The 26505-nt window shown below is 72.0% G+C and carries 21 protein-coding genes; 10 read left to right on the forward strand and 11 right to left on the reverse strand.

What is annotated here, in order from left to right:
- The first annotated feature begins 185 nt into the window (after window positions 1-185).
- The 7 genes from AB0C19_RS10835 to AB0C19_RS10865 all read left to right on the forward strand — a co-directional run bounded on the left by AB0C19_RS10835 (window position 186) and on the right by AB0C19_RS10865 (window position 7057).
- Complete coding sequence (locus AB0C19_RS10835) at window positions 186-1514, forward strand: ribonuclease D (protein ID WP_357182681.1); 1329 nt, start codon at window positions 186-188, stop codon at window positions 1512-1514.
- 160 nt (window positions 1515-1674) lie between these two features.
- Complete coding sequence (locus AB0C19_RS10840; RefSeq protein ID WP_091400648.1) at window positions 1675-2871, forward strand: thiolase family protein; 1197 nt, start codon at window positions 1675-1677, stop codon at window positions 2869-2871.
- Window positions 2868-4928 carry a 3-hydroxyacyl-CoA dehydrogenase NAD-binding domain-containing protein gene (locus AB0C19_RS10845; protein ID WP_357182686.1) on the forward strand — a complete coding sequence of 687 codons (2061 nt, stop codon included), beginning with the start codon at window positions 2868-2870 and terminating at the stop codon, window positions 4926-4928. Before AB0C19_RS10840 ends, AB0C19_RS10845 begins: the two co-directional genes overlap by 4 nt.
- Window positions 4929-5099: 171 nt before the next feature.
- Complete coding sequence (locus AB0C19_RS10850) at window positions 5100-5942, forward strand: hypothetical protein (RefSeq protein ID WP_357182688.1); 843 nt, start codon at window positions 5100-5102, stop codon at window positions 5940-5942.
- A 163-nt stretch (window positions 5943-6105) separates the two neighbouring features.
- Window positions 6106-6444, forward strand: a complete 339-nt coding sequence (locus AB0C19_RS10855; protein WP_357182691.1) for a metalloregulator ArsR/SmtB family transcription factor — start codon at window positions 6106-6108, stop codon at window positions 6442-6444.
- The gene (locus AB0C19_RS10860) at window positions 6441-6917 is read left to right on the forward strand and encodes an SRPBCC domain-containing protein (RefSeq protein ID WP_357182695.1); all 477 of its coding nucleotides are present in this window, start codon (window positions 6441-6443) and stop codon (window positions 6915-6917) included. The genes AB0C19_RS10855 and AB0C19_RS10860 overlap by 4 nt, the downstream gene beginning before the upstream one ends.
- Window positions 6914-7057 carry a hypothetical protein gene (locus AB0C19_RS10865; RefSeq protein WP_357182699.1) on the forward strand — a complete coding sequence of 48 codons (144 nt, stop codon included), beginning with the start codon at window positions 6914-6916 and terminating at the stop codon, window positions 7055-7057. The genes AB0C19_RS10860 and AB0C19_RS10865 overlap by 4 nt, the downstream gene beginning before the upstream one ends.
- 54 nt (window positions 7058-7111) lie before the next feature.
- On the opposite strand, the gene AB0C19_RS10870 is transcribed toward AB0C19_RS10865, so the two are convergent.
- From AB0C19_RS10870 to AB0C19_RS10885, 4 genes are all read right to left on the reverse strand, one after another.
- Window positions 7112-7531, reverse strand: coding sequence for a VOC family protein (locus tag AB0C19_RS10870; RefSeq protein WP_357182702.1), 420 nt, complete (start codon window positions 7529-7531; stop codon window positions 7112-7114).
- Window positions 7528-7683: a hypothetical protein gene (locus tag AB0C19_RS10875; RefSeq protein WP_357182705.1), complete on the reverse strand. Its 156-nt coding sequence runs from the start codon at window positions 7681-7683 to the stop codon at window positions 7528-7530. The genes AB0C19_RS10870 and AB0C19_RS10875 overlap by 4 nt, the downstream gene beginning before the upstream one ends.
- Before the next feature lie 163 nt (window positions 7684-7846).
- Window positions 7847-9022 carry a HAMP domain-containing sensor histidine kinase gene (locus tag AB0C19_RS10880; protein WP_357182708.1) on the reverse strand — a complete coding sequence of 392 codons (1176 nt, stop codon included), beginning with the start codon at window positions 9020-9022 and terminating at the stop codon, window positions 7847-7849.
- Window positions 9019-9687, reverse strand: a complete 669-nt coding sequence (locus AB0C19_RS10885; protein ID WP_357182711.1) for a response regulator transcription factor — start codon at window positions 9685-9687, stop codon at window positions 9019-9021. The genes AB0C19_RS10880 and AB0C19_RS10885 overlap by 4 nt, the downstream gene beginning before the upstream one ends.
- 141 nt (window positions 9688-9828) lie before the next feature.
- Between AB0C19_RS10885 and AB0C19_RS10890 the strand changes: the two genes are divergently transcribed.
- Window positions 9829-10980 carry a peptidase C39 family protein gene (locus tag AB0C19_RS10890; RefSeq protein WP_357182714.1) on the forward strand — a complete coding sequence of 384 codons (1152 nt, stop codon included), beginning with the start codon at window positions 9829-9831 and terminating at the stop codon, window positions 10978-10980.
- On the opposite strand, the gene AB0C19_RS10895 is transcribed toward AB0C19_RS10890, so the two are convergent.
- Window positions 10981-12264: a PQQ-binding-like beta-propeller repeat protein gene (locus AB0C19_RS10895; RefSeq protein ID WP_357182717.1), complete on the reverse strand. Its 1284-nt coding sequence runs from the start codon at window positions 12262-12264 to the stop codon at window positions 10981-10983.
- The gene (locus AB0C19_RS10900) at window positions 12261-13559 is read right to left on the reverse strand and encodes a PQQ-binding-like beta-propeller repeat protein (protein ID WP_357182720.1); all 1299 of its coding nucleotides are present in this window, start codon (window positions 13557-13559) and stop codon (window positions 12261-12263) included. Before AB0C19_RS10900 ends, AB0C19_RS10895 begins: the two co-directional genes overlap by 4 nt.
- Window positions 13560-13668: 109 nt before the next feature.
- On the opposite strand from AB0C19_RS10900, the gene AB0C19_RS10905 reads away from it, so the two are divergent.
- Window positions 13669-15555: a hypothetical protein gene (locus tag AB0C19_RS10905; protein ID WP_357183136.1), complete on the forward strand. Its 1887-nt coding sequence runs from the start codon at window positions 13669-13671 to the stop codon at window positions 15553-15555.
- Here AB0C19_RS10905 and AB0C19_RS10910 read toward each other — a convergent pair whose 3' ends face one another.
- Together AB0C19_RS10910 and AB0C19_RS10915 are read right to left on the reverse strand one after the other, a co-directional pair.
- A complete protein-coding gene (locus tag AB0C19_RS10910; RefSeq protein WP_357182723.1) occupies window positions 15556-17352 on the reverse strand; it encodes a hypothetical protein in 1797 nt (598 codons plus the stop codon).
- Window positions 17352-19115, reverse strand: coding sequence for a hypothetical protein (locus AB0C19_RS10915; protein ID WP_357183138.1), 1764 nt, complete (start codon window positions 19113-19115; stop codon window positions 17352-17354). The genes AB0C19_RS10910 and AB0C19_RS10915 overlap by 1 nt, the downstream gene beginning before the upstream one ends.
- A 491-nt stretch (window positions 19116-19606) precedes the next feature.
- Here AB0C19_RS10915 and AB0C19_RS10920 point away from each other — a divergent pair, with 491 nt between their 5' ends.
- Window positions 19607-20761 carry a hypothetical protein gene (locus AB0C19_RS10920; RefSeq protein WP_357183142.1) on the forward strand — a complete coding sequence of 385 codons (1155 nt, stop codon included), beginning with the start codon at window positions 19607-19609 and terminating at the stop codon, window positions 20759-20761.
- 297 nt (window positions 20762-21058) lie between these two features.
- Here the strand turns inward: AB0C19_RS10920 and dxs are convergent, their stop codons facing one another.
- From dxs to AB0C19_RS10935, 3 genes are all read right to left on the reverse strand, one after another.
- The gene (gene dxs / locus AB0C19_RS10925) at window positions 21059-23005 is read right to left on the reverse strand and encodes a 1-deoxy-D-xylulose-5-phosphate synthase (RefSeq protein ID WP_238683351.1); all 1947 of its coding nucleotides are present in this window, start codon (window positions 23003-23005) and stop codon (window positions 21059-21061) included.
- 115 nt (window positions 23006-23120) lie between these two features.
- Window positions 23121-24341: a TRAM domain-containing protein gene (locus AB0C19_RS10930; RefSeq protein ID WP_357183145.1), complete on the reverse strand. Its 1221-nt coding sequence runs from the start codon at window positions 24339-24341 to the stop codon at window positions 23121-23123.
- Window positions 24342-24411: 70 nt separating this feature from the next.
- Window positions 24412-26490: an APC family permease gene (locus AB0C19_RS10935; RefSeq protein ID WP_357182727.1), complete on the reverse strand. Its 2079-nt coding sequence runs from the start codon at window positions 26488-26490 to the stop codon at window positions 24412-24414.
- Window positions 26491-26505 lie beyond the last annotated feature (15 nt).

Raw genomic sequence — 26505 nt, forward strand, 5'->3', positions numbered from 1 at the left:
CCCCGTCTGCGTCGATCATGGGGTTGTGGTGGGCGAGATGCGGCTCCGTGCGGCATTTGTGGGGCACCACAAGTCCATGATCGACGGGGTGGGAGCGGGAGCCCCAGGACATCCGGCCGACACCTGATCGACACACGCCGGACCGGCTGCACACGCCGGATCTCCGCGCGCACTAGGGTTGGCAGGTGACCGACGAACCACCCCTGCGCCGTCGGCCCACCGAAGAACTTCCGGGAAACGCACCCCAGCACCCGCCGTCGGCCCAGCCGCAGCCGGCGGGCGAGGGGGCCGACCCGGCCGACGGTGGGCCCGTTCCGCTGATCGCCCCGCGTGACGGCACCCCCGATCCGGTGGCCGCCCCGGCCGAGCTTGCCGAGGTCGTGGCCCGCTTCGCGGCGGGCACCGGCCCGGTCGCCCTGGACGCCGAACGGGCTTCCGGCTACCGCTACAGCCAGCGCGCATACCTGGTGCAACTGCGCCGGGCCGGTGCGGGCACGGCGCTGATCGACCCGCTGCCCCTGCCCGACCTCAGCGCGCTGGACGCGGTGATCGGTGAGGCCGAGTGGGTCCTGCACGCCGCCAGCCAGGATCTGCCCTGCCTGGCCGAGGTGGGGTTGCGTCCACGCCGACTGTTCGACACCGAGCTGGCGGCTCGGCTGGCCGGCTTCGAACGCGTCGGGCTTGCCGCGCTCACCGAGCAGCTGCTCGGGTTCACCCTGGAGAAGCACCACTCGGCGGCCGACTGGTCGAGCCGACCGCTGCCCGAGTCGTGGTTGACGTACGCCGCCCTCGACGTGGAACTGCTCACCGACCTGCGCGACGCGCTGGACGCCGAGTTGACCCGGCAGGGCAAGTCGGCCTGGGCCGCTGAGGAGTTCGCCGCGCTGGTCCGTACCGGGGCACGCCCGCCCCGGGTTCGGGCGGAGCCGTGGCGGCGCACCTCGGGCATCCACCGGCTGCGGGGGGCGCGGGCCCAGGCCCGGGTCCGCTCGATGTGGTACGCCCGGGACCAGATCGCTTCCCGGCGGGACGCCGCTCCCGGTCGGGTGCTGCCCGACTCGGCGATCATCGCCGCGGCCGAGCTGGACCCGAAGGACGAGAAGACCCTGCTGACGCTGCCCGGCTTCGGTGGTCGGTCGGTCCGTCGACTGGCCCGCACCTGGCTCGCCGCGCTCGACGACGCCCGGCAGCTGCCGGAGGATTCCCTGCCGGTCTCGCCGGCCGTGGAGGGCCCGCCCCCGCCGCACCGATGGGCCGAGCGGGACCCGGTGGCGGCCGGCCGGCTGGCTCGCTGCCGGGAGGTCGTGATCCGCATCGCCGGCGAGCACAATCTTCCGCCGGAGAACCTGATCACTCCGGACTCGGTCCGCCGGCTGGCCTGGACCCCGCCGGAGGAGATCTCCGAGGAGTCGGTAGCGGAGACCCTGCGCGGCCTCAACGCCCGCGAGTGGCAGATCGGGCTCCTCATCCCCGACCTGACCGAAGCCCTGGCACCGGCGGCCTCGACCGCCTGACCCGACCCCCGGGTGTGGGGTGGGCCACAGGCGGGGGTGGGGGCGGGGTTGGTTACTGGCGAGTAGCATCCGAGGGAAATGTGCCCGTGTCGGCGACCCTTGTTCGGACCGACGTGCCGCCCGGCGCGACTGCCGAATCACGGTCGAATAGGAGGCTCAAGTGCCCCGTGAAGTTCGCGACGTCGTCTTCGTCGACGGCGTCCGTACCCCGTTCGGCAAGGCGGGTGGCATGTACGCCAACACCCGCGCCGACGACCTGGTGATCCGCTGCATCCGGGAACTGCTGCGTCGCAACCCGCAGCTGCCCCCGGAGCGGGTCGAGGAGGTCGCCATCGCGGCCACCACCCAGATCGGCGACCAGGGCCTCACCATCGGCCGCACCGCCGCCCTACTGGCCGGGCTGCCCAAGACCGTCCCCGGCTTCGCCATCGACCGGATGTGCGCGGGGGCGATGACCGCGGTCACCACGGTGGCCAGCGGCATCGCCATGGGCGCGTACGACATCGCCATCGCCGGTGGCGTCGAGCACATGGGCCGCCACCCGATGGGTGAGGGCGTCGACCCCAACCCGCGCATCATCGCGGAGAAGCTGGTCGACCCGTCCGCGCTGGTGATGGGCTCCACAGCGGAGAACCTGCACGACCTGGTCCCGCACATCACCAAGGCACGCACCGACGCGTTCGCGCTCGCCTCGCAGCAGAAGACCGCCAAGGCGTACGCCAACGGCAAGCTCCAGGACGACCTGGTGCCGATGTCGATCCGCGACGCGGAGGGCGGTTGGGGTCTGGCCACCGTGGACGAGGCCCCGCGGGACACCTCGCTGGAGAAGCTGGCCACCCTGAAGACCCCGTTCCGCCCGCACGGCAAGGTCACCGCGGGCAACGCGGCCGGCCTGAACGACGGCGCCACAGCGAGTCTGCTGGCCGACGAGGCCACCGCTCGCGAGCTGGGCCTGCCGGTCGCCATGCGGCTGGTGTCGTTCGGGTTCGTCGGAGTCGAGCCGGAGGTGATGGGCGTCGGCCCGATCCCGTCGACGGAGAAGGCGCTGCGCCTCGCCGGGCTCAGCATCGACGACATCGGGCTGTTCGAGCTGAACGAGGCGTTCGCCGTGCAGGTGCTCGCCTTCCTCGACCACTTCGGCATCGCCGACGACGACGCGCGGGTCAACCCGTGGGGCGGCGCGATCGCCATCGGTCACCCGCTGGCCTCCTCCGGCGTGCGGCTGATGACGCAGCTGGCCCGCCAGTTCGCCGAGCACCCCGAGGTCCGGTACGGCCTCACGGCGATGTGCATCGGCATCGGCATGGGCGGCACTGTCATCTGGGAGAACCCGCACTGGGAGGGTGGCAACAAGTGAAGGCACCGAACGAGGTCGTCACCCGGGCGCTGCTGCGCAAGGTGAACGTGCCGGGGCTGGACCGGCCCGCCGCCCTGATCACGCTGGACAACGGCTTCGACCACACCAAGCCGAACACTTTCGGCCCGGGTGGGCTGGCCAGCCTGGACGAGGCGATCACCGCCGCGCTCGCCGCCGACCCGGCGTTCATCGCGGTCACCGGCAAGCCGTACATCTTCTGCGTGGGCGCGGACATCGTGGGGCTGCCGCAGCTCGCCGACCGCGCGCAGGCGCTGGAGATCGGGCGGCTCGGCCACCGGGTCTTCGCCCGGCTCAAGGACAGCACCGTCCCCACGTTCGCGTTCGTCAACGGCGCGGCGATGGGCGGTGGCCTGGAGCTGGCGCTGCACTGCCACTACCGGACGCTCTCCGGCGGCGCGGCGGCCCTCGCGCTGCCCGAGGTCTCCCTCGGCCTGGTGCCCGGCTGGGGCGGCACCCAGTTGCTGCCGAACCTGATCGGCATCCCCGCCGCGACCCAGGTGATCATCCAGAACCCGCTGATGCAGAACAAGATGCTCAAGCCGAAGCAGGCGGCCGAGCTGGGCATCGCGGACATCCTGTTGGAACCGGCGGACTTCCTGGAGCGGTCCCTGGAGTGGGCTGCCGGCGTGGTCCGGGGTCAGGTCACAGTGACCCGGCCCGAGGTCGACAAGGACATGTGGGCGGGCGTGCTCTACTTCGCCAGGGAGACGCTGAACCAGCGGCTGCACGGCGCGGTCCCGGCCGCGTACAAGGCGCTCGACCTGCTGGAGACGGCGAAGGACGGCGACTTCGCCGCCGGCACCGCCGCCGAGGACGAGGCCCTCGCGGACCTGGTCTTCTCCGAGGAACTGCGCAGCGGCCTGTACGCGTTCGACCTGGTGCAGCGGCGGGCCAAGCGCCCGGCCGGCGCACCGGACAAGGGCCTGGCCCGCACGATCACCAAGGTCGGCATCGTCGGCGCGGGTCTGATGGCCAGCCAGCTGGCGCTGCTGTTCGCCCGCCGCCTCCAGGTGCCTGTGGTGATGACCGACCTCGACCAGTCCCGGGTGGACAAGGGCGTCGGCTACGTGCACACCCAGATCGAGAAGGCCGTCATCAAGGGCCGGATGGACAAGAACACCGCCGCCAAGCTGTACGGCCTGGTCAGCGGCACTGTCGATAAGAGCGCCTTCGCCGACGCGGACTTCGTCATCGAGGCGGTCTTCGAGGACCTGGGCGTCAAGAAGCAGGTCTGGGCCGAGTTGGAGAAGATCGTCTCTCCGGAGGCGGTGCTCGCCACCAATACCAGCTCGCTATCGATCACCGAGATGGCCGCCGAGTTGGAGCACCCGGAGCGGGTGGTCGGCTTCCACTTCTTCAACCCGGTGGCAGTGCTGCCGCTGCTGGAGATCGTCCGGGGCGAGCGCACCGACGACGTCACCCTGGCGACCGCGTTCGCCGTGGGCAAGCAGCTCAAGAAGTCGAGCGTGCTGGTCAAGGACGCTCCGGCATTCGTGGTGAACCGGCTGCTCACCCGCTTCCTGGGCACCGTCTTCGCCGCCGTCGACGCGGGCACTCCGCTGGACGTGGCGAACAGCGCCCTGGACCCGCTGGGCCTGCCGATGCGTCCGCTCGCCCTGCTCCAGTTGGTCGGGCCGGCCGTCGCCTACCACGTGGGCGGCACCCTGCACGACGCCTACCCGGACCGGTTCGGGGTCAGTGAGAACCTCAAGCGGATCGCCGACTCGGGTCAGCCGCTCGTGGTCGACGACCAGATCAACGAAGAGGTCGCCAAGCTGCTCGTGGTCGGTGACCAGCCGCTGACCGCCGAGCAGGTACGCCAGAACGCCCTCGACGCGCTCGCGCAGGAGATCCGGCTGATGCTGGACGAGGGTGTGGTCGCCGAGGCGCAGGACATCGACCTGTGCATGATCCTGGGCGCTGGCTGGCCGTTCCACCTGGGCGGCGTCACGCCGTACCTGGACCGGACCGGCACCTCCGAGCGGGTCGCCGGCCAGCGGTTCCTACCGCCCGGCGCGGCGAGCCTGCCGGCCTGAGGAGATAGCAGCACCACAGTCGCGGTGGTCGGACCGTCCCTGGTGGACGGATCGGCCACCGCGACCGTTTGTGATCAGACGATCGCGGGTTGCGGCTTTCCGCCGGGACAACGGCGGGCGCCGCGCCGGGTTAGGATCACGCGCTTTGCACCCCCATCTTGGAGCTGACTGATGTCCCAGCCGCCGGCCAATCCCTACGGCCCGCCGCACGATTCCCCCGACCCGTCGCAGCAGCCGGGCCAGCAGCCTGGCGGCTGGCCGCCGCCGCAGCAGCAGGGACAGCCGCAGCACCCCGGTGGTTTCCCACCCGCGCAGCCGGGCTTCCCGCCCGCGCAGCCTGGTTTCCCGCCCGCGCAGCCTGGTTTCCCGCCCGCGCAGCCTGGTTTCCCGCCCTACGGCGACCCGAACATGGCCGGTGGCCCTCCCCCGGCGAAGAAGTCGAACGTCGGCAAGATCGTGCTGATCGTGTTGGCCGTGGTGCTGGTGCTCTGCCTCGGCGGCGCGGCGATCACCTGGCTCGTCGTCAAGGACGACGTGGGCGCCGTGGTGGACGCCAGCAAGACCCGGGTGGTCGCGCCGGCCACCCTCGCCGACCGGCCGAAGCTCACCGACCCGCAGCTCCAGGCGGCCGCCGAGCAGGCGGTCAGTGGGATGAAGTCGGCGGCGCAGAACGAGACGAGCACTGTCGCCGCCTTCTACGGCGACCCGACCAAGCAGGACCTCGTCATGATCGCGGGTGTGTCCGCGCTCCTGTCGGACCCGAAGAAGGAGCTCGACGCCTATGTGGACGGCCTGTCCAAGCAGCTGACGGTCGACGCGATGACGGCTGTCGACGCTGGCCCGCTCGGCGGCGAGGCGCGCTGCGGCGACGGCAAGGCCGATACCGTCCCGCTGGGCATCTGCGTCTGGGCCGACCGGGGCAGCCTGGGCATGGTGGTGATGTACTTCAAGTCCGCCGACCAGGCGAAGACCGAGTTCGCCACGATCCGGGGCCAGGTCGAGCAGCAGTCCTGATCCGTACGCGACCGGGGCCCCGGCCACCCTCGGGTGGCCGGGGCCCCTGCTGCTCTCCTGAAGCGCGCTGACCGGCCGCGGTCGGCACGGCAGCCACTCCCCCCGAGGGGGGGCCGATACTGTGCTCTTGCGCTAAGTGTCATCTCCCGCAACACTTAGCCGCATGGCACAGTATTCGGCGCAGCTCGACGGCGTGTTCGTCGCCCTCGCTGACCCGACCCGGCGCTGGGTCATTCGCCGCCTCGGCCACGGTCCGACGAGCGTCGGCGACCTCGCCCGCGAATGTCCGATGACCCTTCCGTCGTTCATGAAGCACGTGCAGACGCTCGAGTCGAACGGACTGATCCACACGACCAAGTCCGGCCGGGTGCGCACCTGCGTACTCAACCGCGAGCGCCTCGCTGTCGTCGACGACTGGCTCGCGGAGCAGCGCCGGATCTGGGAAGAGCGCACGGACCGCCTGGAACGCCTCGTTACCGATGAGCAGGAGAACCAGCAATGAATCCCGACCTGGACCTGACCATGGCGCGGGTCATCCGCGCACCTCTCGCCGCCGTGTGGAGCGCCTGGACCGACCCGTCGCGCTTCGAGAAGTGGTGGATACCGGCGCCGGCCCTGTGCCGCGTCGATCGCTTGGACGTCCGGCCCGGTGGCGCACTCGTGACCCGACTGAGCGAGGACGGGGTGGAGTTCGTCCCGCACCTCGACGCGTGTTTCCTCGTCGTCGACGATCTCGAACGGATCGTGTTCACCAATGTGATCGACAGCGCCTGGCGGCCCGCGCACCCAACCCCGGTCCCGATGACCGCGGAGATCACCATGAAGGATCATCCGGACGGCACCGACTACCGGATCATCGTCCGTCACGGTGATCCCGCCGCTCGTGACCTCCACGAGAAGATGGGCTTCGCCGACGGCTGGGGCTCGGTCACCGAACAACTCGCCGGGCTCGCGGAGAGCCAGGGGGCGCTGTGAAGATCGTCCCTACCGAGTTCGTCACGCTCGACGGCGTCAGCCAGGGGCCCGGCTCGCCGACCGAGGACACGAGCGACGACTTCACCCGAGGCGGCTGGCTCGTGCCCTACCTGCATGTCGGCGCCGCCCCGGCAGCGTAGAACCGGGCACCGGCCACGCGAGGGTGGCCGGTGCCCGGTGCCGTACGTCGACGGTCAGGCCGGTTCGGCGGCCGCTGCCGCGGCCCGCGCCGCCGCGGCGGCCGCCCGCTCGGCCGCGTTGCCGAGCACGCAGAACTCGTTGCCCTCCGGATCGGCGAGCACCACCCAACCACCACCGGTCGGGCCGACGTGGTCGGCGACGAGCGTCGCGCCGATACCGAGCAGCCGCTCGACCTCCTCGGCCCGGCTCCGGTCAGCGGGTTGCAGGTCGAGGTGCAGTCGGTTCTTCACCGTCTTGCCCTCGGGCACCGCGATGAAGAGCACCTCCGGGCCACCCGGCGGCAGGAGCATCGCCTCCGGGTCGCCGGGGAAGTCGTCGGGATGCCGGGGGCAGTCGAAGACCTGCGCCCAGAAGCCGGCGAGTGCGTACGTGTCGTGACAGTCGATGCTGATGTTGTGGATCGTCGAACTCATGCTTGGTCCTCCACAGTGGTCGGCAGGGCGGCTTCCGGGTCACCCGGAACGTCCTCCGGGAGCCGGGCGTAGCCGGGCACGGCCGACCAGAAGCCGGCCAGGGTGTACGTGTCGTGGCAGTCGAAACTGATGTTGCGGACCCGTGGATACACGGTGGTCTCGCCATCTTCGGATGGGGACGCTCCGCCGCCGGGGGTCAGCCTGCGAGGACCTGGGGTGCGGAGCCTTGACTGATGGACATCGACGCACCCCCCTTCCGCTCTCGGAGCTGACCCGGCGATCTTGCCACCGGTCGAGCGTGGCGCGCAACCCCAATCAGCCGGCGGCGGACACCGTTCCGGGCACCACCGGGGCGTCCGACGACGGCAGGGTGACAGTCACCTCCAGGCCACCGCCGGCCTGCGCGACCACCCGTACGGTGCCGCCGTGCGCGGCACACACCGCCCGGACGATGGACAGCCCCAGGCCGGAGCCACGGGCCCCGGTCCGTTCCCGGCCACCACGGCGGAACGGCTCGAACAGCCCCGGCACGTCGGCCTGGTCCACCTCGAACCCGGTGTTCCCCACCACCAGCCAGGACCGGTCACCGTCGGTGCCGGTGCGCACCCAGAGCCGACCGTGCAGGTGGTTGTAGCGGACCGCGTTCTCGATCAGGTTTCCGGCCAGCCGGTCGAGGAGCCCTGGGTCACCGACGACCGGCGCGGACTCCAGCGACGTCTGCACCCGCAGGCCGATCCGTTCCACCTCGCGGCGCATCGCCGACAGTGCGTTGGCGGTGCCCGCGGCGAGGTCACACTCGGTACGCCGGCCCAACTGCCGCCCGGTCTGCGCCTCGCTGCGGGCCAGCACGAGCAGCGCGTCCACCAGGCCGTTGGCCCGCTCGGAGGCGTCGCGGACCACTGTCGCCATCCGTCGGTACTCGGCGGTGTCCGCGTCGTCGTCGCTGAGCGTCACGTCGATCTCCGTCCGCATCACGGCGAGCGGCGTACGCAGCTCGTGCGAGGCGTTCGCCACGAAACGCTTCTGGGCCTCGAAGGCGGACGCGATCCGGTCCAGCATGGCGTCGAACGTCTTGGCCAGCTCGGCCACCTCGTCGTCGGCGCCCGAGTAACCGATCCGCTGGTCCAGGGTCGCCTCACCGAGCCGCTGGGCGGTCGCCGTGACCTGGTGCAGTGGGCGCAGCGCCCGACCGGCCACCGCGTACGCGCCGGCCACCCCGACCACGCTGATCGCCAGCAGCGCGACCAGGCCCTTGGCCAGCAGCTCCCCGGAGGCGGCATCGACCAACTGCCGCTGCCACTGGGCGGCGTCCATCTGCCGGCCGTCGGAGAGCAGCACGATCGTGCCGGGCACCAACTCGTCGGTGGGGCGCAACGCGTCGCGGACCAGCAGCCAGGCCAGCAACACCAGGATCGCTCCGGCCCCGATCAGCAGCACCCCGTTGAGCAGTGTCAGCCGCAGGCGCAGGGTGGGTCGCAGCCGGCCGCTCATGCGCCTACCTCGGCGGTGCGATAGCCCGCCCCGACCACCGTCTCGATCAACGGCGGGTCACCGAGCTTCTTGCGTAGCGTCATCACTGTGACCCGGACGATGGTGGTGAACGGGTCGGTGTTCGCGTCCCAGACGCGTTCCAGCAGCTCCTCGCTGGAGACCACCGCGCCACGCGCCTTGAGCAGTTCGCAGAGCACCCCGAACTCCTTGTTGGTCAGGTCCACCGGCATGCCGGCGCGGGTGGCCACCCGGCGGGCCGGGTCGAGCACCAGGTCGGCCAGTTCGAGCACCGGCGGCGCGGCCGGGGTGGCCCGCCGCCCCAGCGCCTGCACCCGGGCGACCAGCTCGTCGAAGGCGAACGGTTTGGGCAGGTAGTCGTCCGCGCCGAGCTGCAACCCCTCCACCCGGTCGGCCACAGTGCCGCTGGCGGTGAGCATCAGCACCCGGGTCAACGCGCCGGAGGCCGCCAGGTCGGCGCAGATCTGGTCGCCGTGCACACCCGGCAGGTCGCGGTCGAGCACCACCACGTCGTACCGGGTGATGAACGCCGCCTCGTGGCCGACGTCGCCGTCGTACGCCACGTCGACCGCCATCCCCCGCTTGCGCAACCCCCGTGCGATCGCGTCGGCGAGGTTGCGCTCGTCCTCGACCACCAGTACCCGCATCCCGGCCTCCTCGCTGCTGACCACCGACAACCTAGTGCCGGCCGGCAACCATCGTCCCTCGTCGGCCGCGCCGCCCGGCGTTGCGGGCCACCACGGAGTACGCGATGCTGGCCGGCGGCACCGAACGACGGACGGACTGGCATGACCACTGCGGCACCACCCACCCGGCGGGACATCGCCTACCGGGGTTTCCACCTGCCGGCCGACATGACCAGCGGTAGCGGTGACGGCCTGCTCGCCAGCGGTCGAGGGCTCGTCCTCGACGGCGTCGCCGAACGGGGCACCTGGACGTCGCCGCCGGTACCTGTCGGCTTCCCCGTCGCCGAGGTGGTGCCGTCCTGGACGGCCGACACCCCCGGCGACTGCTGGATCGAGGTCGACCTGCGCGGCTGGCACGACGACGTGCCCAGCACCGACTGGTACCGGCTGGCCCGCTGGGCCGCCGACGACCAGACGGTACGGCGCACGTCGCTGCCCGGACAGCGCGACAGTGCCGCCCGGGTCGACACCGACACCCTGATCGTGACCGGGGCGACGGTCACGGGTTGGCAGACGCGGGTGACCTTGTGCCGGCCCGCCGGCAGCCCGACCGGCCCGGTGCTGCGCAGCATCGGCGCGGTCGCCACCGGCCCCACGACAGCCGACCACTGGTACGCACGGGAGCCCGCCTCGTCCGCTGCCTGGGGGCGGGTGCTGGACGTGCCCCGCTACTCGCAGCGGCTGCACGCCGGCCAGTACCCGCAGTGGGGTGGTGGCGGGGACTCCTGGTGCAGCCCCACCTGCACCTCGATGGTGCTCGCCTACTGGGGCGCCGAGCCGACGCCGGACCGGTACGCCTGGGTGGAGCCGTCCGGCCCGCGTCCGGTGGTGGTGCACGCCGCCCGGCACTGCTACGACCACGCGTACGCCGGGGCCGGCAACTGGCCGTTCAACACGGCGTACGCCGGTCTGCACGGGGTGGACGCGTTCGTCACCCGGCTGCGGTCGCTGGTCGAGGCGGAGGCGTTCGTCGCCGCCGGCATCCCCCTGATCGTCTCCGCCGCGTTCCGGGCCGACGAGGTGCCGGGGCTCGGGTACGACACCGGAGGGCACCTGATGGTGCTGATCGGCTTCACCGCCGATGGCGACCCGGTGCTCAACGACCCGTACGCACCCGACGACGACGCGGTCCGCCGCACAGTGCCCCGGAAGGGGTTCGAGGCGGTCTGGCAACGCGGCAGCGGCGGGGTGGCGTACGTGCTGCGACCCGCGTCGGTGCCGCTGCCCCCGCCGCCCACCCAGGCGAACTGGTGATCAGTCGGTCAGTTTCCAGAGCTGGTACGAGCCGGTGGTGGTGGCGATGCACACCAGGTAGCCGGTGATCGCCTGACACCCCCCTGTGACATCGGGCAGCGCGTCCAGGATGTGCACCTTTCCGGCGGCGATGTCCAGCTCGCCGACGAGCACCCCTCCGTCGGGATGCCGGCGTATGCCGATCAGCCGGCCGCCGACACCGAGTTGGTACAGCTCCCACCGGCCCAGGTCGGCGAGCTGCTGGCCGGTCAGCGCATCGAGCACGACGTACTGCTCCGACGGACCGACACCGCTGAGGTTGGCCAACAGCCGGCCGTCCATCGGCCAGGCCCACCCCCACTGGCTGCTGCGCCAGCGCACCTCGCCGGTTGCCGGGTCGAGCGCCTGTAGTTCGTTGTTGCCGGTGCGCAGACACAGGACGGGGCCACAGTCCAGCGCGAAGTCGATGTGCACCCTGGCGCGGGTCCAGCGGGGCTTGAGCTGGTCCACCTCGTACGCGGTGACAGTGCCCGAGCCTCTGTCGATGGACAGCAGCAGGTCCTTGGTCAGGTCCAGTCCGATCCGACCACCGTCGGGTGGGCGCAGGTCGGCGCGGGCCAGCACGGCACCGGTGTTCGCGTCGCGTACCTCGACCGGCCCGTCCAATTGGTTGAGCACCACCCGGTCCACCCCGAGCCCGGTGTCCCGCACCCTCATGTCGGGGCCGAGGCCGGACAGCTCCCAGCGCACCGTGCCGCAACACGGATCCACAGCGCGCAGACTGGACGGCATGGTCTCGCCGCCGTTGCGCAGCAGCAGATTTCCGTCGGTCAGCTTGGAGACGGCGCCCGGCTGCTGCCACCGGTACGCCCCGGTCGCCCGGTCCAGTGCGACGGTGAGTGTCTCCCGACCCTCCGGGCCGATCTCGTACCCGGTAGCCAGCAGCATCCCGGCCAGCGGAATCATCCCCCAGTACCGAGCCTCCGCCGGCAGCGTCGCCTGCCAGACCGGCTCGACGCCGGGCAGCCGATACGCGGCCAGCCGCGCCTGCCGCGCTTCGGTGCTGGCCGGCTCCATGACCAGGAGAAGGTCGCCATCGATCATGACGTCGGACCCGGGCCGGCCGGGCAGCGTCACCGGGGCCCGCCGGGGCGGTACGACGGCGGACGCGGCGAGCGTGACCAGCGCGAGCACCGCGACCAGCGCGCAGCGCAGCGGGCGACCGTGAGCGCGAGGTGGTCGGGGCGTCGGCTCCGGGTTCCTGTCGTCCCGCAGCTCGCCCAGGTCGATCACCGAGTCGGTCACCGCGTCAACCTCCAGAGAGCGGTAGTGCCGTCGAGGCGCTGGCAGAGCAGGACGGGCAGGGACGCCTGGCAACTGCCGGCGATGCCCGGCAGCACGTCGACGATGCGCGTTCGGCCGGCCACCAGGTCCAGTTCGGCGACGACCATCCGACCGTCGTCACCCCGCCGCACACCGACCAGCGGGTCGTCCGGTCGCAGCACCGGCATCAGACTCCACGCGCCCAGTTCGGTCCGTATCTGCCCGGTGGCCGCGTCCCGCACCGCGTACCCCTGGCCGGGCCTGGCCATCAGCAGCCGACCGTACCGGACGTCGGCCAGGACGTCCTGGCCCGGTTCCGACCACTGCAGCGAGCCGGTGGCCGGGTCGAGCACCTGGAGGCCGCCGGTCTGCGGTACCGCGCAGAGCAGACCGCCGCATTCGAGCACATGCGACACCAGCGTCACCTCCGCCGTCCACCGCGGCTCCAACTCGGCCAGCCCGAAGCTCTCCAGCCGGGTGCTGCCCGGCGGGACGAGCAGCAGCAGGTCGTCGACGATCTGCACCCGCTGGTACGCCGACCGGTCGCCGGGCAGCGTGTCGATGCTGCGCAGCAGTTGGCCGGTGCCGGCGTCGTGCACCTGCACCTCGCCGGTCGGCTGGAGGAGCACGAATCGGTCGACCCGCCCCTCGGGAGTGTGATGGAAGGTGGGGCTGGCGGCCGGCGGGATCGGCACCGACCAGAGCACCAGGCCGGTGTCGGGCTCAAGCCCGCTCATCGCGCCCGACCCGTCCTCCCGGCCATTGGTCACCAGCAGGCCACCGCCGGTTGTCGGCTGTGGAGCACCGGGATGCTGCCAGCGTTGCCGGCCCGTCGCTGTGTCGAAGGCGGTGGTCTGGAACAGCCGGTTGGGGGCGTTGACAGCCATCGCCAGCACCAACCCCTGCTCGACCCGGACGTCGAGGTAGTCACCGGTGCGGGCCAGCGGCGCCTGCCACCGCCGCCGCACCCCAGTGCCGGTCGGCGCCGGTCGGGCGTACGCGGTCAGGTACCGGTCCCCGTCGGGTGTCGGCGGATCGACCACGAAGACGCCGTCCCCGGCCAGGTACGCGGTGGCCGTCCGCGACGCCGGCACCACGCTCACCGTTCGCCGTGTTGTCGGCGCGGCACCGGCCAGCACCACCAGGCTGAGGAACAGCACAGTCGCGCTGCGCAGTGGGCGACCGACGGCGCGCGGGCGGCGAACCGGAGGCGCCGACACGGGCTCGTCGCGAATCTCGCCCAGCTCGATGATCGACAACGACCGTCCTTCCGTCACCAGGTAAGGCTGGCCGACGGGTCACCGTCCGGCAAACCGACAGTCGGCGCACCGGCCCGGCAAAAGTGACGGAACCCCGCCTGTACGATGGCGCGTCGTGGCTGTGCCGGTGGTAGACCCTTCGCTGAATCCCGTTACCGACGCCGACCCGGCCGAGGCCGAGTCGACACGGCGGCCTCGTCGCCGTCCGGCCCGAGCCGACCTGTTGGCCCTCGGAGCCTATGTGCTGCTGGGCGTCTTCGTCTGCCTCAACTACTGGGGTGACGTCAACGGCCGGGTCTCCTCGCACCTGCCCACCGATCACAGTTGGTTCGAGTGGCTGTTCGCGCACGGCGAGTACTCGGTGCGGCACCTGGAGAACCCGCTGTTCACAGCCCGTCAGAACGCCCCGGACGGGGTGAACATGATGGCCAACACCTCGCTGCTCGGGGTGACCCTGCCGCTGGCCCCACTGACCATGCTGCTCGGCCCCCAGGTGATGTACGCGATCTACCTGGGCGCGGCGCTGGCGGCCACCGCCGGCACCAGCTACTGGATGCTCTCGCGCCACCTGGTGCGCTCCCGGGCGGCAGCGTTCGTCGGCGGCGCGTTCCTCGGCTTCGCGCCGGGAATCATCCACCACGCCAACGGCCAACCGAACTTCGTTTCCAACTTCCTGCTCCCGCTGATCGTGGTGCGGGTGCTGACCCTGGGTGAGCCGGGCCGGTGGCGACGCAACGGGCTCGTGCTCGGTGCGCTGGTGGCGTACCAGATCTTCATCAACGAGGAGATGCTGCTGCTCACCGCGCTGGCCTGCCTGGTCATCGTGCTGGCGTACGCCGTGCAGCGGCCGCGAGCGACCCGGGCCGCCGCCGGCACCTTCCTGGCCGGGCTCGGCGTCGCCGGCGGGCTGGCCCTGGTGCTCACCGCGTACCCGATCTGGTTCCAGTTCAACGGCCCGCAGTCCTACCGGGGTCTGCAGGGCGGCGTGTTCCACAACTGGGGCGAGGACCTGGTCGCCTTCGTCACCTTCGCCCGGGACACCTGGGCCGGGGACCCGGCAGTGGAGAAGACGATCGGTCTGACCGAGCAGAACACCTGGTTCGGTTGGCCGCTGGTGCTGCTCTCGGTGGTGGCTCTGGTGCTGCTCGTACGCCGCTCGCTGCCCGCCCGGATCGCCGCGGTGCTCATCGTGGTGTTCAGCGTGGCCGCGATCGGGCCGTTCGTGCGCTTCAACGGTGTGGAGACCGGTGTGCGCGGCCCGTGGTCGTACGTGTCGGACGACCTGCCGCTGGTCGAGATGATGATGCCGACCCGGTTGACGCTGGTCGTCGCCGCCGCTGTGGGCGTACTGCTCGCGTTGACCTGGGACGCCGCGCACCGCCAGGGGCGCCCGGTGGCCGACCGGCCGCGGGTGCCGGCCCAGCGGGTGGCGGAGGCGACCCCGGCGACGTCCGACGACGAACCGGCCGCGCCGGCCGCCACGCACCGCCGGTGGCTGCGCCCGGTGGGGTACGCGGCGGTCGCGCTCGCCGTGCTGCCGCTGTTCCCCCGCCCGTTGCCCGCCCAGCAGATCGACCCACCGCCGCACTTCATCACCGCTGGCGGCTGGCAGCCGTACGTGCCGGCGGGTCGAACCCTGGTGCCGGTGCCGATCCCGAGCAACGTGCACGGTCTGCCGACGCTGCGGTGGAGTGCGCTGACCGGGCAGGAGTTCCCCGTTCCGGGCGGCTACTTCATCGGGCCGAACGAGCTGGGTGAGGGGGTCTTCGGTGCGCCGAACCGGCCGACCAGCTCCCTCATCTACTCCTCAATGGACAGCGGCACGGTTCCGACGCTGACCGACGAGAACCGCCGCCAAGCCGTCGAGGACCTGCGGTTCTGGCGGGCGTCGGTGGTGGTGCTCGGAGCGCACCCCCGCGAGGCGGTGCTCCGTGAGCTGGTCACCGCCCTGATCGGGCCACCGCAGCGGGTCGACGACGTCTGGGTCTGGGACGTGCGCGCCCTGGTGGGTTAGTCAGCCGACCCGGTCCCTGACGTCCCACAACCATCCGCCGTCGACCGGTCGGCCTGGGCCGAGCAGGTCGTCGACGGTTCGGCGGACCGGGTCACCGTGCTCCACTTGCCCGAGGACGACCACCGCGGCACGCCAGTGCCGCAGGTCGTCGACGGCCTGGCGGCGGTCGGCGTCGCTGAGCACCGGCACCGCGCCGGTCTCGGCCACCTGCCGCAGCAGTACCGACGTGGGCCGGTCCGGCGAACCCCAGCGGGCCGCCGGGTCGTCCGGGCCGCTGGGGCCGATGAAGTAACCGCCCGGCGCGGCGAACCCCAAGCCGGTACGGGCGGACCAGAGCATCACCGGGCTCCGCCCGGCACCGGTGACCGGGGGCACCGCTACCACCGTCCGACCGGGCGGCACCAGCGGACGCCAGCCACCGGCGGCGAGAAACGCCGGCACCGGCGCGACCGGCACCACGCGGATCGGCGTCGGGATCAGGGGCAGCAACGCGGCGGCGACCGCGCCCGCCCACAGCAGCCGTACCGGTAGACCCGGCGCCACGTTCGGCCCGCGCGCGGCCCGGACCCGGTCCACTGACAGCGCCACCAGCACACCCAGCACCGGTACGCAGACCAGCGCGAACCGGGCCGGCACCGCGAGATCGAGCAATGGCAGCCCGCCGACCAGCCGGTACGGCCCCGGAATGCCGGTGGCCTCACCGTCCACCCGCAGTTCGTCGCCGAGCGAGAGCAGGGCGAAGACCACGCCGCAGGCGGCCAGTGCCCGGACCAACGGTCGTCGCCACTGCCAGATCACGATCACCACGGCGAGCACCAGCAGGCCCGGGCCGAAGAACGAGTTCTCCTCGGTCGGATTCGGCGAGAGCAGCCCCGGCAGCCAGTCGTCACCCAGCACTGTCTGTCTGGCCGACGCGGTGAACGAGGCGACGTCCAGTTGGAAGCCCTGCGTGGCGAACGCCATCCCGGAGTAGTGCTGCGGGCCGTAAAACTGGAACCACAGCGGGTACGCCAGCGGCACCGCCGCCACGCCGGCCGCCACCGCGAGTCGGCCGAAGAGGGCCGGCGCCAGCCGTCGAGCGGCCACCCGGTCGGCGAGCGCGTGGCCCAGTGCGAAGACGCCGGCCGCGAGCACCAGGAAGACAAGCACCTCCTCGCCGATGAAGACCTGCCAGACGAGCAGCAGCCCCAGGGCGACGCCGGGCCGCCACACGCCGTGTCGTGTCGTCTCCGAGTCGGGCCGGAACACCAGGGCGAGGATCGCGGGCACCAGGAACTGGGCGGCGATGTGCAGGTGGGCGCCCGCCTGAGCGATCATGCCCGGGGCGAAGCCACAGATCAGCCCACCCACCGCTGCCGAGGCCCGGGAGCCGACCAGCCGGCGGCGCAGCAGCACGTACCAGGCGACGGCGGTCCCGGCGAGGCAGCAGACGACCGCCACGCAGAACGCCACCTGCGACCCGAAGAGCAGGGTGACCGGGGTGAGCGGGACCCCCAGGCCGAGCACCGAGGTGTTCGCCATCAGGTTGACCCCGTCGGGCGCGTTCAACCCGGTGCTGAAGAGCGGGTTCTCCCCCTCGACCACCGCATGCGCCGCGTGGGCCAGCATCCACTCGAAGAGAATCTGGTCACCCGCCTGGTGGAACAGCCGCCACGGGTGACCCCACTGCCCGCTGGTCACCAGCACGGCGAGGCCCAGATAGCCGGCCACCACCAACGCGTCCCGCAGCCAGGCCGGACGGAACACGCCGACCGTCGCCGGGGGCGAAATGCTCGGGGACGTCGTCCCGGTGGTCATCAGACCGAACGGTCGGTGAGCGTCCGGACGTCCCAGACCCAGACGTCCAACTCCTGGCGGCCCGGGCCGACCAGCTCCTCGACCGTACGTCGCAGTGGCTCGGCGTTCTGCTGCCGCACCGGCAGCACCAGGATCGCCGCCCGCCAGTGCCGCAGCTCGTCGGCGAAGCGCCGACGCTGCCGGTCGTCCAGCTTGGGCGTACGGCCGGTGGTCGCCACCTCCTCCAGCATCTGACCCACCCCGCTGGGACGACCGCCGAACCGGCCCGCGTCACCGGTGTTGCCGTTGCGGGGCGCGAGGAAGTAACCGCCGGGAATCTTGAAGTCGAGGTTGGTGGCCGCCGCCCAGCGCATGCCGTGCGTGTTGCCCATGCTCGGCACCGGGATCGGCACCAGCGTCTGGTCCGGTCCGACGTACGCCCGCCACCGGTCCGCCGTGATGAAGTCCGGCACCGGCGGCCGGGAGACCATCCGCAGCGGCATCGGCGCGATCGGCAGCAGCGCGAAGGCCAGGCCCGCGGCGGTGAGCACCCGGACCGTACGACGGTCGGCCGGGCGTAGCGCCCAGGCCCGCTCGACGGCGAGCGCCAGCAGCAGGCCGATCACCACGCTGGTGATGAGCCCGAACCGGGTCGGCACCACAGCGTCCAGCAGCGGCAGGTGGACCAACCACTGCCACGGCCCGGTGATCAGCTCGCGGTCCCACCAGGAGACCCGCTCGCCGAGGGAGAGCACGGCGAAGAACACGCCGGTCACCGCGAGCGCCCGAACGATCAACTCCCGGCGCAGCCAGACCACGATGCCGATGGCCAGCATCGACAGGCTCCAGCCGAAGAAGGCGTTCTCCTCGGAGTAGTTCGGCGCAAGGTTGATGTTGGCTCGCTGGTTGCCGCCGAGGGTGGGCGAGCCGGGGGCGAAGAAGGCGGCGATGTCGTTGCCGTAGTCCTTCACCGCGTCGCTGAGCCCGTGGTAGGCCATCGGCCCGGCGAACTGCACGTAGAGCGGGTACGCCAGCAGCGCCCCCGCCAGCAGCGCGCAGGTCACCACGCCGACGCCCAGGGGTCGCCACGTCGCCCGCCACCGGGCCGGCTCCTGGGCCAGCACCGCCAACAGGAAGACACCGCAGGCCAGCGCCGTGAAGAGCAGGATCTCCTCGTTGATGAACGCCTGCGCGGTGACCAGCAGGGCGAGCAGGGCCCCGTCCCGGACCGGTTTCCCGGAGCGGGTGAGCACCAGCACCCGCCACACGATGAACGGCAGCAGGAACTGGCTGATGATGTTCGGGTGCCAACTGGCGTGCGAGAGCATCGCGGGCGAGAACCCGCAGAACCAGCCGCCGACCGCCGCCGCGAGCGGGGTACGCACCAGGTGGCGGGAGAGCATCAGGTACCAGGCCATGGCGGTGCCGGCGAGACCGAGCGTGACCAGCACCACGAAGGAGACCGCCGGCCCGAAGAGCAGCGTCACCGGGACCATCGGGATGCCCAGCGCCAACACGGCAGTGTTGGCCATCAGGTTGACGCCGTCCGGGTAGTTGAACTGCTCGGTGTAGAACGGGTACTCGCCGTGCAGCACCACGCGTACCGAGTGGGCGAGGAAGAACTGCACCTGCGCCGGGTCACCGGTGTAGAGCGAGGCCACCCGACCGGACGGGTCCAGCCAGATCCGGCTGGTCACCCAGAGTGCGGCGAGCAGGAACAGCCCGCCCACAGCCAGGTGCTGCCGACGCCGAGTCCACCGGCGCCACCGCGCCCGCGTCGGCACCGCGCTCTCGGCCGCTGCTCCGGGCTCGGCCCGCGTCTCGGGCGCGGCCGGCGTTTCTGGGCCGGTCGGCGTTTCTGGGCCGGTCGGCGTTTCTGGGCCGGTCGGCACTTCGGGGGCGGCAGGCGCTGTGGTGGGGGCGGCCGGCGCATCGGGCTCGGCCGGCGCTGTGGTGGGGGCGGTCAGCGCGGGCGGGCCGGCGAAGAGGCCGGCCGGTGTGCGGTAACTCACCAGCTCGGCGGAGTCGGCTGCCGCCTCCGGGTGCGGCGCGGGCAGGGCGCGGGACTCGGCAGGCGTCACAGTCGGCGGAGTCTACCGGAGCAACCAAAACGCCCTAAACCCCCGGTGGTGTCCATTGTGGTGGTTCCGGTGCCGGCCAACTGAGGTGCCGCACCGGACATCTCGTACTATGGCGCTTTCCGACAGCGACGGCGAGGCGATCGGGGGCGGGCCAGGTGACTCCAGGCCGTCGGTACGGCAGGGCGCTTCCCGTCCTGCTGAGCGCGCTGCTGGCCGGCACGGCCTGCGGTCCGGTAGCCGAGCGGAAGCCGCAGGACCTCCGGGTCGGGTACGACAGCCTGGACGGCACCCTCGCCGTGTGGCCGCCCCGAGGCGACCTCTCCGGGGACGCCACGGCGACGGCGGCGGTCACCACGGCGGTCCGGGGCTGGCGGTCGCCGGCCGACGACCGTGTGCACCTGCCCTCGTCCGGCATCCTCTTCTCCGGTCGGGTCGACGGCGCCCCGGTGGCGCTGGTGGCCGCCGACGTACCCGGCGAAAGCGCCTCCTGGCTGCTGCAACTGACTCGCGAGGGCGACCGGTACGCGGTGACCCGCGCCACCGAGTACACCGACCCGGGTTACCTCGTCTACTCCGACGTGCTGCCGGTGCAGACGGCCGGCGGTCGGCGTTACCTGGTGTCGGCCCGGGTGCAGAGCCTCCTCGGGCCACAGGACCGGACATTGACCATCGCGGACGGTCTCAGCGCACCTGTCGACGTGCCGTCCTGCACGGCCGTCGGCGTGACCGCGACCCTGCGAACCACGGAGTCGCTCCCCCGTGGGCGGGCCGCCGACCGGCTGCTCGACCTGGGCACCGGCACCGTCGACCCGCGCTATCCGTTGGTCCGCGACGAGTCCGGCACGGGCCGGCGGGCGCTCACCGGCCTGGACACCTGCGTGCTGTCCGGCGATCGGGGCCCCTTCGGCAGCATCCCGCGGCGGATCGGGGACCGGGACGCCCCACGCTCGGTGCCGACGTCCTGGCCGATGGCGAAGCTCACCGTGCGCTCGCTCGGCGAAGTCGCCCTCGGCGGCGGCGAACCGGCCGAGTTGCAGCAGCTCAGTTGGGACACCGACGCCGGCGCGATGACGGCGGTGATCTACCGACCGGCCGACGGGAGCGCACCCGTCGTCTCACCCGCCGACCGGGCCACCCCGTTGCAGGCGTACCAACTACCGGTGCCCGGTCAGCCGCTGGTGGTGCTGAGCTGGCGGCCCACCCGGGACAGCTCCCTGTCCGTTCCCCCGGGCACTCCCCTGCTCGTCGAGCGCCCCGGCTTGGCGGTCATCCCCACCCCGTCGCGCTCCCAGACCTACAGCCTCGCCAACACCGACAAAACCCACTACCGCTCAATCTCCCCCCGCTAACCCCCACCCCCGCACACCCCGCCCCACCCCACCCCACCCCACCCCACCCCATCCGCGCGATCTTGCACTTTCTGTGCCGACAAATCGACACGCAAGGTGCAATACGCCAACCGAAAGTGCAAGATCGGCGGAGGCAGGGCGGGGCGCGCAGGGCGGGGCGCGCAGGGCAGGGCGCGCAGGGCGGGGCAGGGCGCGCGGGGCAAGGCGGGGCGCGCAGGGCGGGGCAGGGCGCGCGGGGGCGGGGTTGGATATGCGGCGGCGGGCGTCCCGAGGGACGCCCGCCGTTGTTCGTTCTCGTCAGTTCTGTGCTGCCGCGTCGCTCGGGGTGAGGCGGTCCGGGGTGGCGTCCAGGCCGGAGATCCAACCGGTGACGTTGCGGGCCACGTCCTGAGCGGTCAGACCCAGGTCGGCGAGGATCTGCGCGCGGGTGCCGTGCGGGTGCCAGTCGGCCGGCACACCCAGGTCCTTGAGCGGCACCCGGACGTCGGCGTCGCGCATCGCCTGGGCGAGCGCGTCGCCCACCCCGCCGACCCGGACGCCGTCCTCGACGCTGACCACGAGCCGGTGGCGGGCGGCCAGGTCGACCAGTTCCGCCGGGACCGGACGCACCCAGCGGGGGTCGACGACTGTGACCCCGTAGCCCTGCTCGGCGACCCGGGCGGCCACCTCCATGCCCAACTGGCCGAAGGAGCCGACGGCGACGAGCAGCACGTCGGTACGGGCGGACTCGGCCAGCACGTCGACAGTGCCGACCCGGCGCAGCGCCGGCAGGTCCGCGGCGACCGCACCGGTCGGGAACCGCACCACCGTCGGGCCGTTGTCGACGGCCAGCGCCTCGCGCAACTCCTCGCGCAGGGTGGCGGCGTCGCGGGGAGCGGCGATCCGCAGCCCCGGCACCACCCCGAAGACCGACATATCCCAGATGCCGTAGTGGCTGGGCCCGTCCGGGCCGGTGATGCCCGCCCGGTCCAGCACGAAGGTCACCGGCAGCTTGTGCATCGCCACGTCCAACAGGACCTGGTCGAAGGCGCGGTTGAGGAACGTGGCGTAGACCGCTACCACCGGGTGCAGGCCACCGAGCGCCAACCCGGCCGCCGAGGTGGCCGCGTGCTGCTCGGCGATGCCCACGTCGTACACCCGCTCGGGGTACTTGCGGGCCAGCTTGGCGATGCCGGTCGGCTCGGCCATGGCAGCGGTGATGCCCACCACGTCCGGGCGCTCGTCGGCGATGGCCAGCAGCTCGTCGGCGAAGACGTGCGTCCACTTCACCGACGGGGCGGCCAGCAGCGCGCCGGTCTCCACGTCGAAGGCGCTGCCGGGGCCGTGCAGGCAGTCGGCCTCGTCCTCCTCGGCGGGACGGTAGCCGTAGCCCTTTCGGGTGACCGCGTGCACGATGACCGGGCCGCCGAAGTTCTTGGCCGCGCGCAGCGCCGCCTCGACCGCGCCCACGTCGTGCCCGTCCACCGGGCCCACGTACTTGATGCCCAGGTCCTCGAACATGGCCTGCGGGGCGACCGCGTCCTTGATGCCCTTCTTGACCGCGTGCAGCACCTCGTACATCGGCTTGCCGACCAGCGGCGTGGAGCCGAGGGCGTCCTTGACGGTGTCGAGGACCTTCTCGTAGCCGGGGTTGAGCCGCAGCGAGGAGAGGTGGTCGGCCAGCCCGCCGATGGTCGGCGAGTAGGACCGGCCGTTGTCGTTGACCACGATCACGAGGGAGTTGCCGGCAGTGGCGATGTTGTTCAGCGCCTCCCAGCACATGCCGCCGGTCAGCGCGCCGTCACCGACCACTGCCACGACGCTGCGCGCCTCGCCCCGGAGGGCGTACGCCTTGGCGAGGCCGTCGGCGTAGGACAGCGCCGTGGAAGCGTGCGAGTTCTCGATGAGGTCGTGCTCGCTCTCCGCCTGGCTGGGGTAGCCGGAGAGGCCACCGCGCTGACGGAGCTTGTCGAAGCCGGCCTGACGCCCGGTGAGGATCTTGTGTACGTACGCCTGGTGGCCGGTGTCGAACAGGAGCCGGTCCCGGGGGGAGTCGAAGACGCGATGCATGGCGAGCGTCAGCTCGACCACACCGAGGTTGGGCCCGACGTGCCCGCCGGTACGGGAGACCTTGGTGATCAGGAAGTCCCGGATCTCGGCGGCGAGGACGTCCAGTTCCTCGCCGGACATCCGCTTGACGTCCTGCGGACCGCGAACCGTCCCCAGCAGCCGGCCGTGGTTGGCCGTGTCCTCTTCAACACTCATGACCGGAGAGTCTATCGGCCCCCCGGTACTCCGCAGCCCGACCCGCGCCCCACGCACCCGCGCCGGGCGGGGAGTGGGCAGCTGAGCGCCCGGTCAGGCGCCGACGCGGGGTGTTCTACCGCGCGTCCGGGGGAAGCAGCAGCCCGACCTGCTCGACGTGCTGCGTCATCGGGAAGAGGTCGAAGCCCCGTAGTGCCGCCAGCCGCCAACCGAGGTCGGCGAAGGTACGCACGTCCCGGGCGAAGGCGGCCGGGTCACAGGCCACGTACGCGACCGCCCGCGGGCCGGCGGCGGCCAGCGCGCGGACCACCGGGGCGCCGGCCCCGGAGCGCGGCGGGTCGAGCACCACCACGTCGACCGGGCCGGTGATTCGTCGGCGGGCCAGCGCGGTCTCCACCCGGGCCGACACCACCTCGACGCTGGGCAGGTCGGCGAGGTTCTCCCGGGCTGCGGCGACACCCTGCGCCGCCGCCTCGACCACTGTCACCCGGCCGTTCGCGCCGACCCGTGCGGCCAGCCCGGCGGCGAACAGCCCAGCGCCGCCGTAGAGGTCCCAGGCGACCTCGCCCGGCTGCGGGTCCAGCAACTCGAGGACGGCAGTGGAGAGGGCGTCCGCCGCGGCCGGGTGCACCTGCCAGAACGCGGACGCGGGCAGCGTCCAGTCCCGTCCGGCGGCGACCTCGCGGACCTCGGTCGGGCCACTGACCGGGGCGGGCACCCCGTCGCGGATCTCCGTGACTGTCACGTCCCCGCCGGTGCTGGCGACGGTCTCCACCGCCTCGGCGGCCGGCCAGCGCGCACCGGTGGGGGTGAGCACCGGCAGCTGCTGGATGGCCGGGTGGGCGATCCGGCAGCGGTCGATAGGCACCACCTCGTGCGAGCGGTGTTTGAGCAGGCCGGCCCGGTCGGCGGCGTCGACGGCGTAACGGACCCGGGAGCGCCAGCCGAGCAGCCCACCGGGCAACGCCTCGACCCGGACGCCGAGCCGGTCCAGCTCGACGTCGGTCAGCCCACCGAGGCGGACCAACTGCTCGCGGACCACCGCGGTCTTCCAGGCCAACTGCGCGGCCGGTGCGACGTGCTGGAGGTCGCAGCCCCCGCAGGCACCCGGCTTCGCGTACGGGCAGGGCGGCTCGACCCGATCCGGTGAGGGTTCCAGCACGGTCACCGCGTCGGCCCGGACGAACCCCCGGTGCACCTCGGTGACCTCGGCGATGACCCGCTCACCGGGCAGCGCGTGTCGGACGAAGACGACCTGCCCGTCCACCCGGGCGACACAGTGCCCGCCGGGGGCGACCGCGTCGACGGTCAGCTCGACCCGGTCCGTCTCGGCCAGGCCCCGCTCGAACGCCGAGGCTGCCGACGCCGACGGCGTCCTGGGTGTCGCGGTCCGCGGACCGCCCGGCTCAGTCACGACTGTTCCCCATCGTTCCGCTGTTCTCAGGTCCGCCCTCGCCGGGCGGCGTGACGGCCACCGGCGGCGCGGCGACTGGCACGGCACTCCGTGGCCCACGCGCCGGTGTCCGGGACAGCGTGGCGTCGAGCCGGTCCAGGTTCTTGCTCGCTGTCGACGCGAGCTGCCACGGCACGCTGACCACCATCACCCCCGGTTCGAAGAGCAGCCGGCCCTTGAGGCGCAGGGCGCTCTGGTTGTGCAGCAGGTTCTCCCACCAACGGCCGACCACGTACTCCGGGATGAACACGGTGACCACGTCCCGGGGCGACTTGCGGCGGGTGGACGCGACGAAGTCCAGGATCGGCCGGGTGATCTCCCGGTACGGCGAGTCGATCACGGTGAGTGGAATGGCCATCTCCCGGCGCTCCCAGTCGGCCTGAAGGTCCCTGGTGTCCTTCTCGTCCACGTTGACTGTCACCGCGGTCAGTGTGTCCGGTCGGGTGGCACGGGCGTAGGCGATGGCCCGCAGCGTCGGCTGGTGCACCTTGCTGACCAGCACGATCGCGTGGTTGCGGGCGGGCAGCACGGCCCGGCCCTCGTCCGGTGGGGTCAGCTCGACGGCGATCCGGTCGTAGTGCCGGCGGATCGCCAGCATCAGCACGTAGATCACCGCCATCGCGGCGATAGCGATCCACGCGCCGAGCAGGAACTTGGTGATCAGGACGATCACCAGCACCGCGCCGGTCAGGCCCGCGCCGAACGTGTTGATCGCTCGGGAGCGGACCATCCGGCGGCGCGCCTCCGGGTCCCGCTCGGTGCGCAGGTGCCGGTTCCAGTGCCGGATCATGCCGACCTGGGAGACGGTGAACGAGACGAAGACCCCGACGATGTAGAGCTGGATCAGCTTCGTCACCTCGGCCTGGAAGCCGACGATCAGCACGATCGCGAAGAGGGCGAGGAAGGTGATGCCGTTGGAGAAGGCCAGCCGGTCGCCCCGGGTGTGGAACTGGCGGGGCAGGTAGCGGTCCTGGGCCAGGATCGAGCCGAGCACCGGGAAACCGTTGAACGCGGTGTTCGCCGCGAGGAACAGGATCAGGGCGGTCACCCCGGCCAGCACGTAGAGCAGGATCGACCCGGAACCGAAGACCGTCTCGCCGAGCTGGGTGGTGACCGTCTTCTGCACGTACCCCTCGGGGCCGGAGACGATCTGGAGGTTCGGATCCTCGACGAACTGCAGGTGGGTCAGCCGGGCCAGCCAGATGATCCCGACCAGCATGCTCACCGAGATGGTGCCGAGCAGCAGCAGGGTGGTGGCGGCGTTGCGGCTCTTCGGCGCCTTGAACGCCGGCACCCCGTTGGAGATCGCCTCCACGCCGGTGAGCGCGGCGGCGCCCGAGCTGAACGTCCGCAGCAGCAGGAAGACGAGCGCGAAACCGGTAACGCTGTGTTCGGCCTGGATCACCAGGTCGGCGCTCGGCGCGCGCAGCTCGTCGCCCAGCACGAAGACCCGGAACAGCCCGGTGAGCAGCATCCCGAGCATCACGATCACGAAGCCGTAGGTGGGGATGGCGAACGCAGTGCCCGACTCGCGCAGCCCGCGCAGGTTGACAGCGGTGAGCAGGACCACCGCGCTCACCGCGATCAGAACCTTGTGGGTGGCCACGAACGGCACCACGGAGCCCAGGTTGGCCACCCCGGAGGAGACCGACACCGCCACCGTGAGCACGTAGTCGACCAACAACGCGCTGGCCACCCCGACGCCGAACTTCGGCCCCAGGTTGACAGTGGCCACCTCGTAGTCGCCACCACCGGACGGGTAGGCGTGCACGTTCTGCCGGTAGCTCGCCACCACTGTGAGCATGACCACGACCACGGCCAGCGCGATCCACGGCGAGAAGAAGTACGCCGACGCACCGGCGATGGAGAGGGTCAGCAGGATCTCGTCGGGCGCGTACGCGACGCTGGACAGCGCGTCGGAGGCGAACACGGGCAGCGCGATGCGCTTCGGCAGGAGGGTGTGCTGGAGCCGGTCGGACCGGAACGGTCGACCGAGAAGAAGCCGCTTCAGCAGCGAGGTGGGACTGGCCACGAACGCCAAGAGTAC

Origin of the sequence: Micromonospora sp. NPDC048842 (genome assembly GCF_040649935.1) — a bacterium.
Lineage (GTDB): Bacteria > Actinomycetota > Actinomycetes > Mycobacteriales > Micromonosporaceae > Micromonospora > Micromonospora hortensis.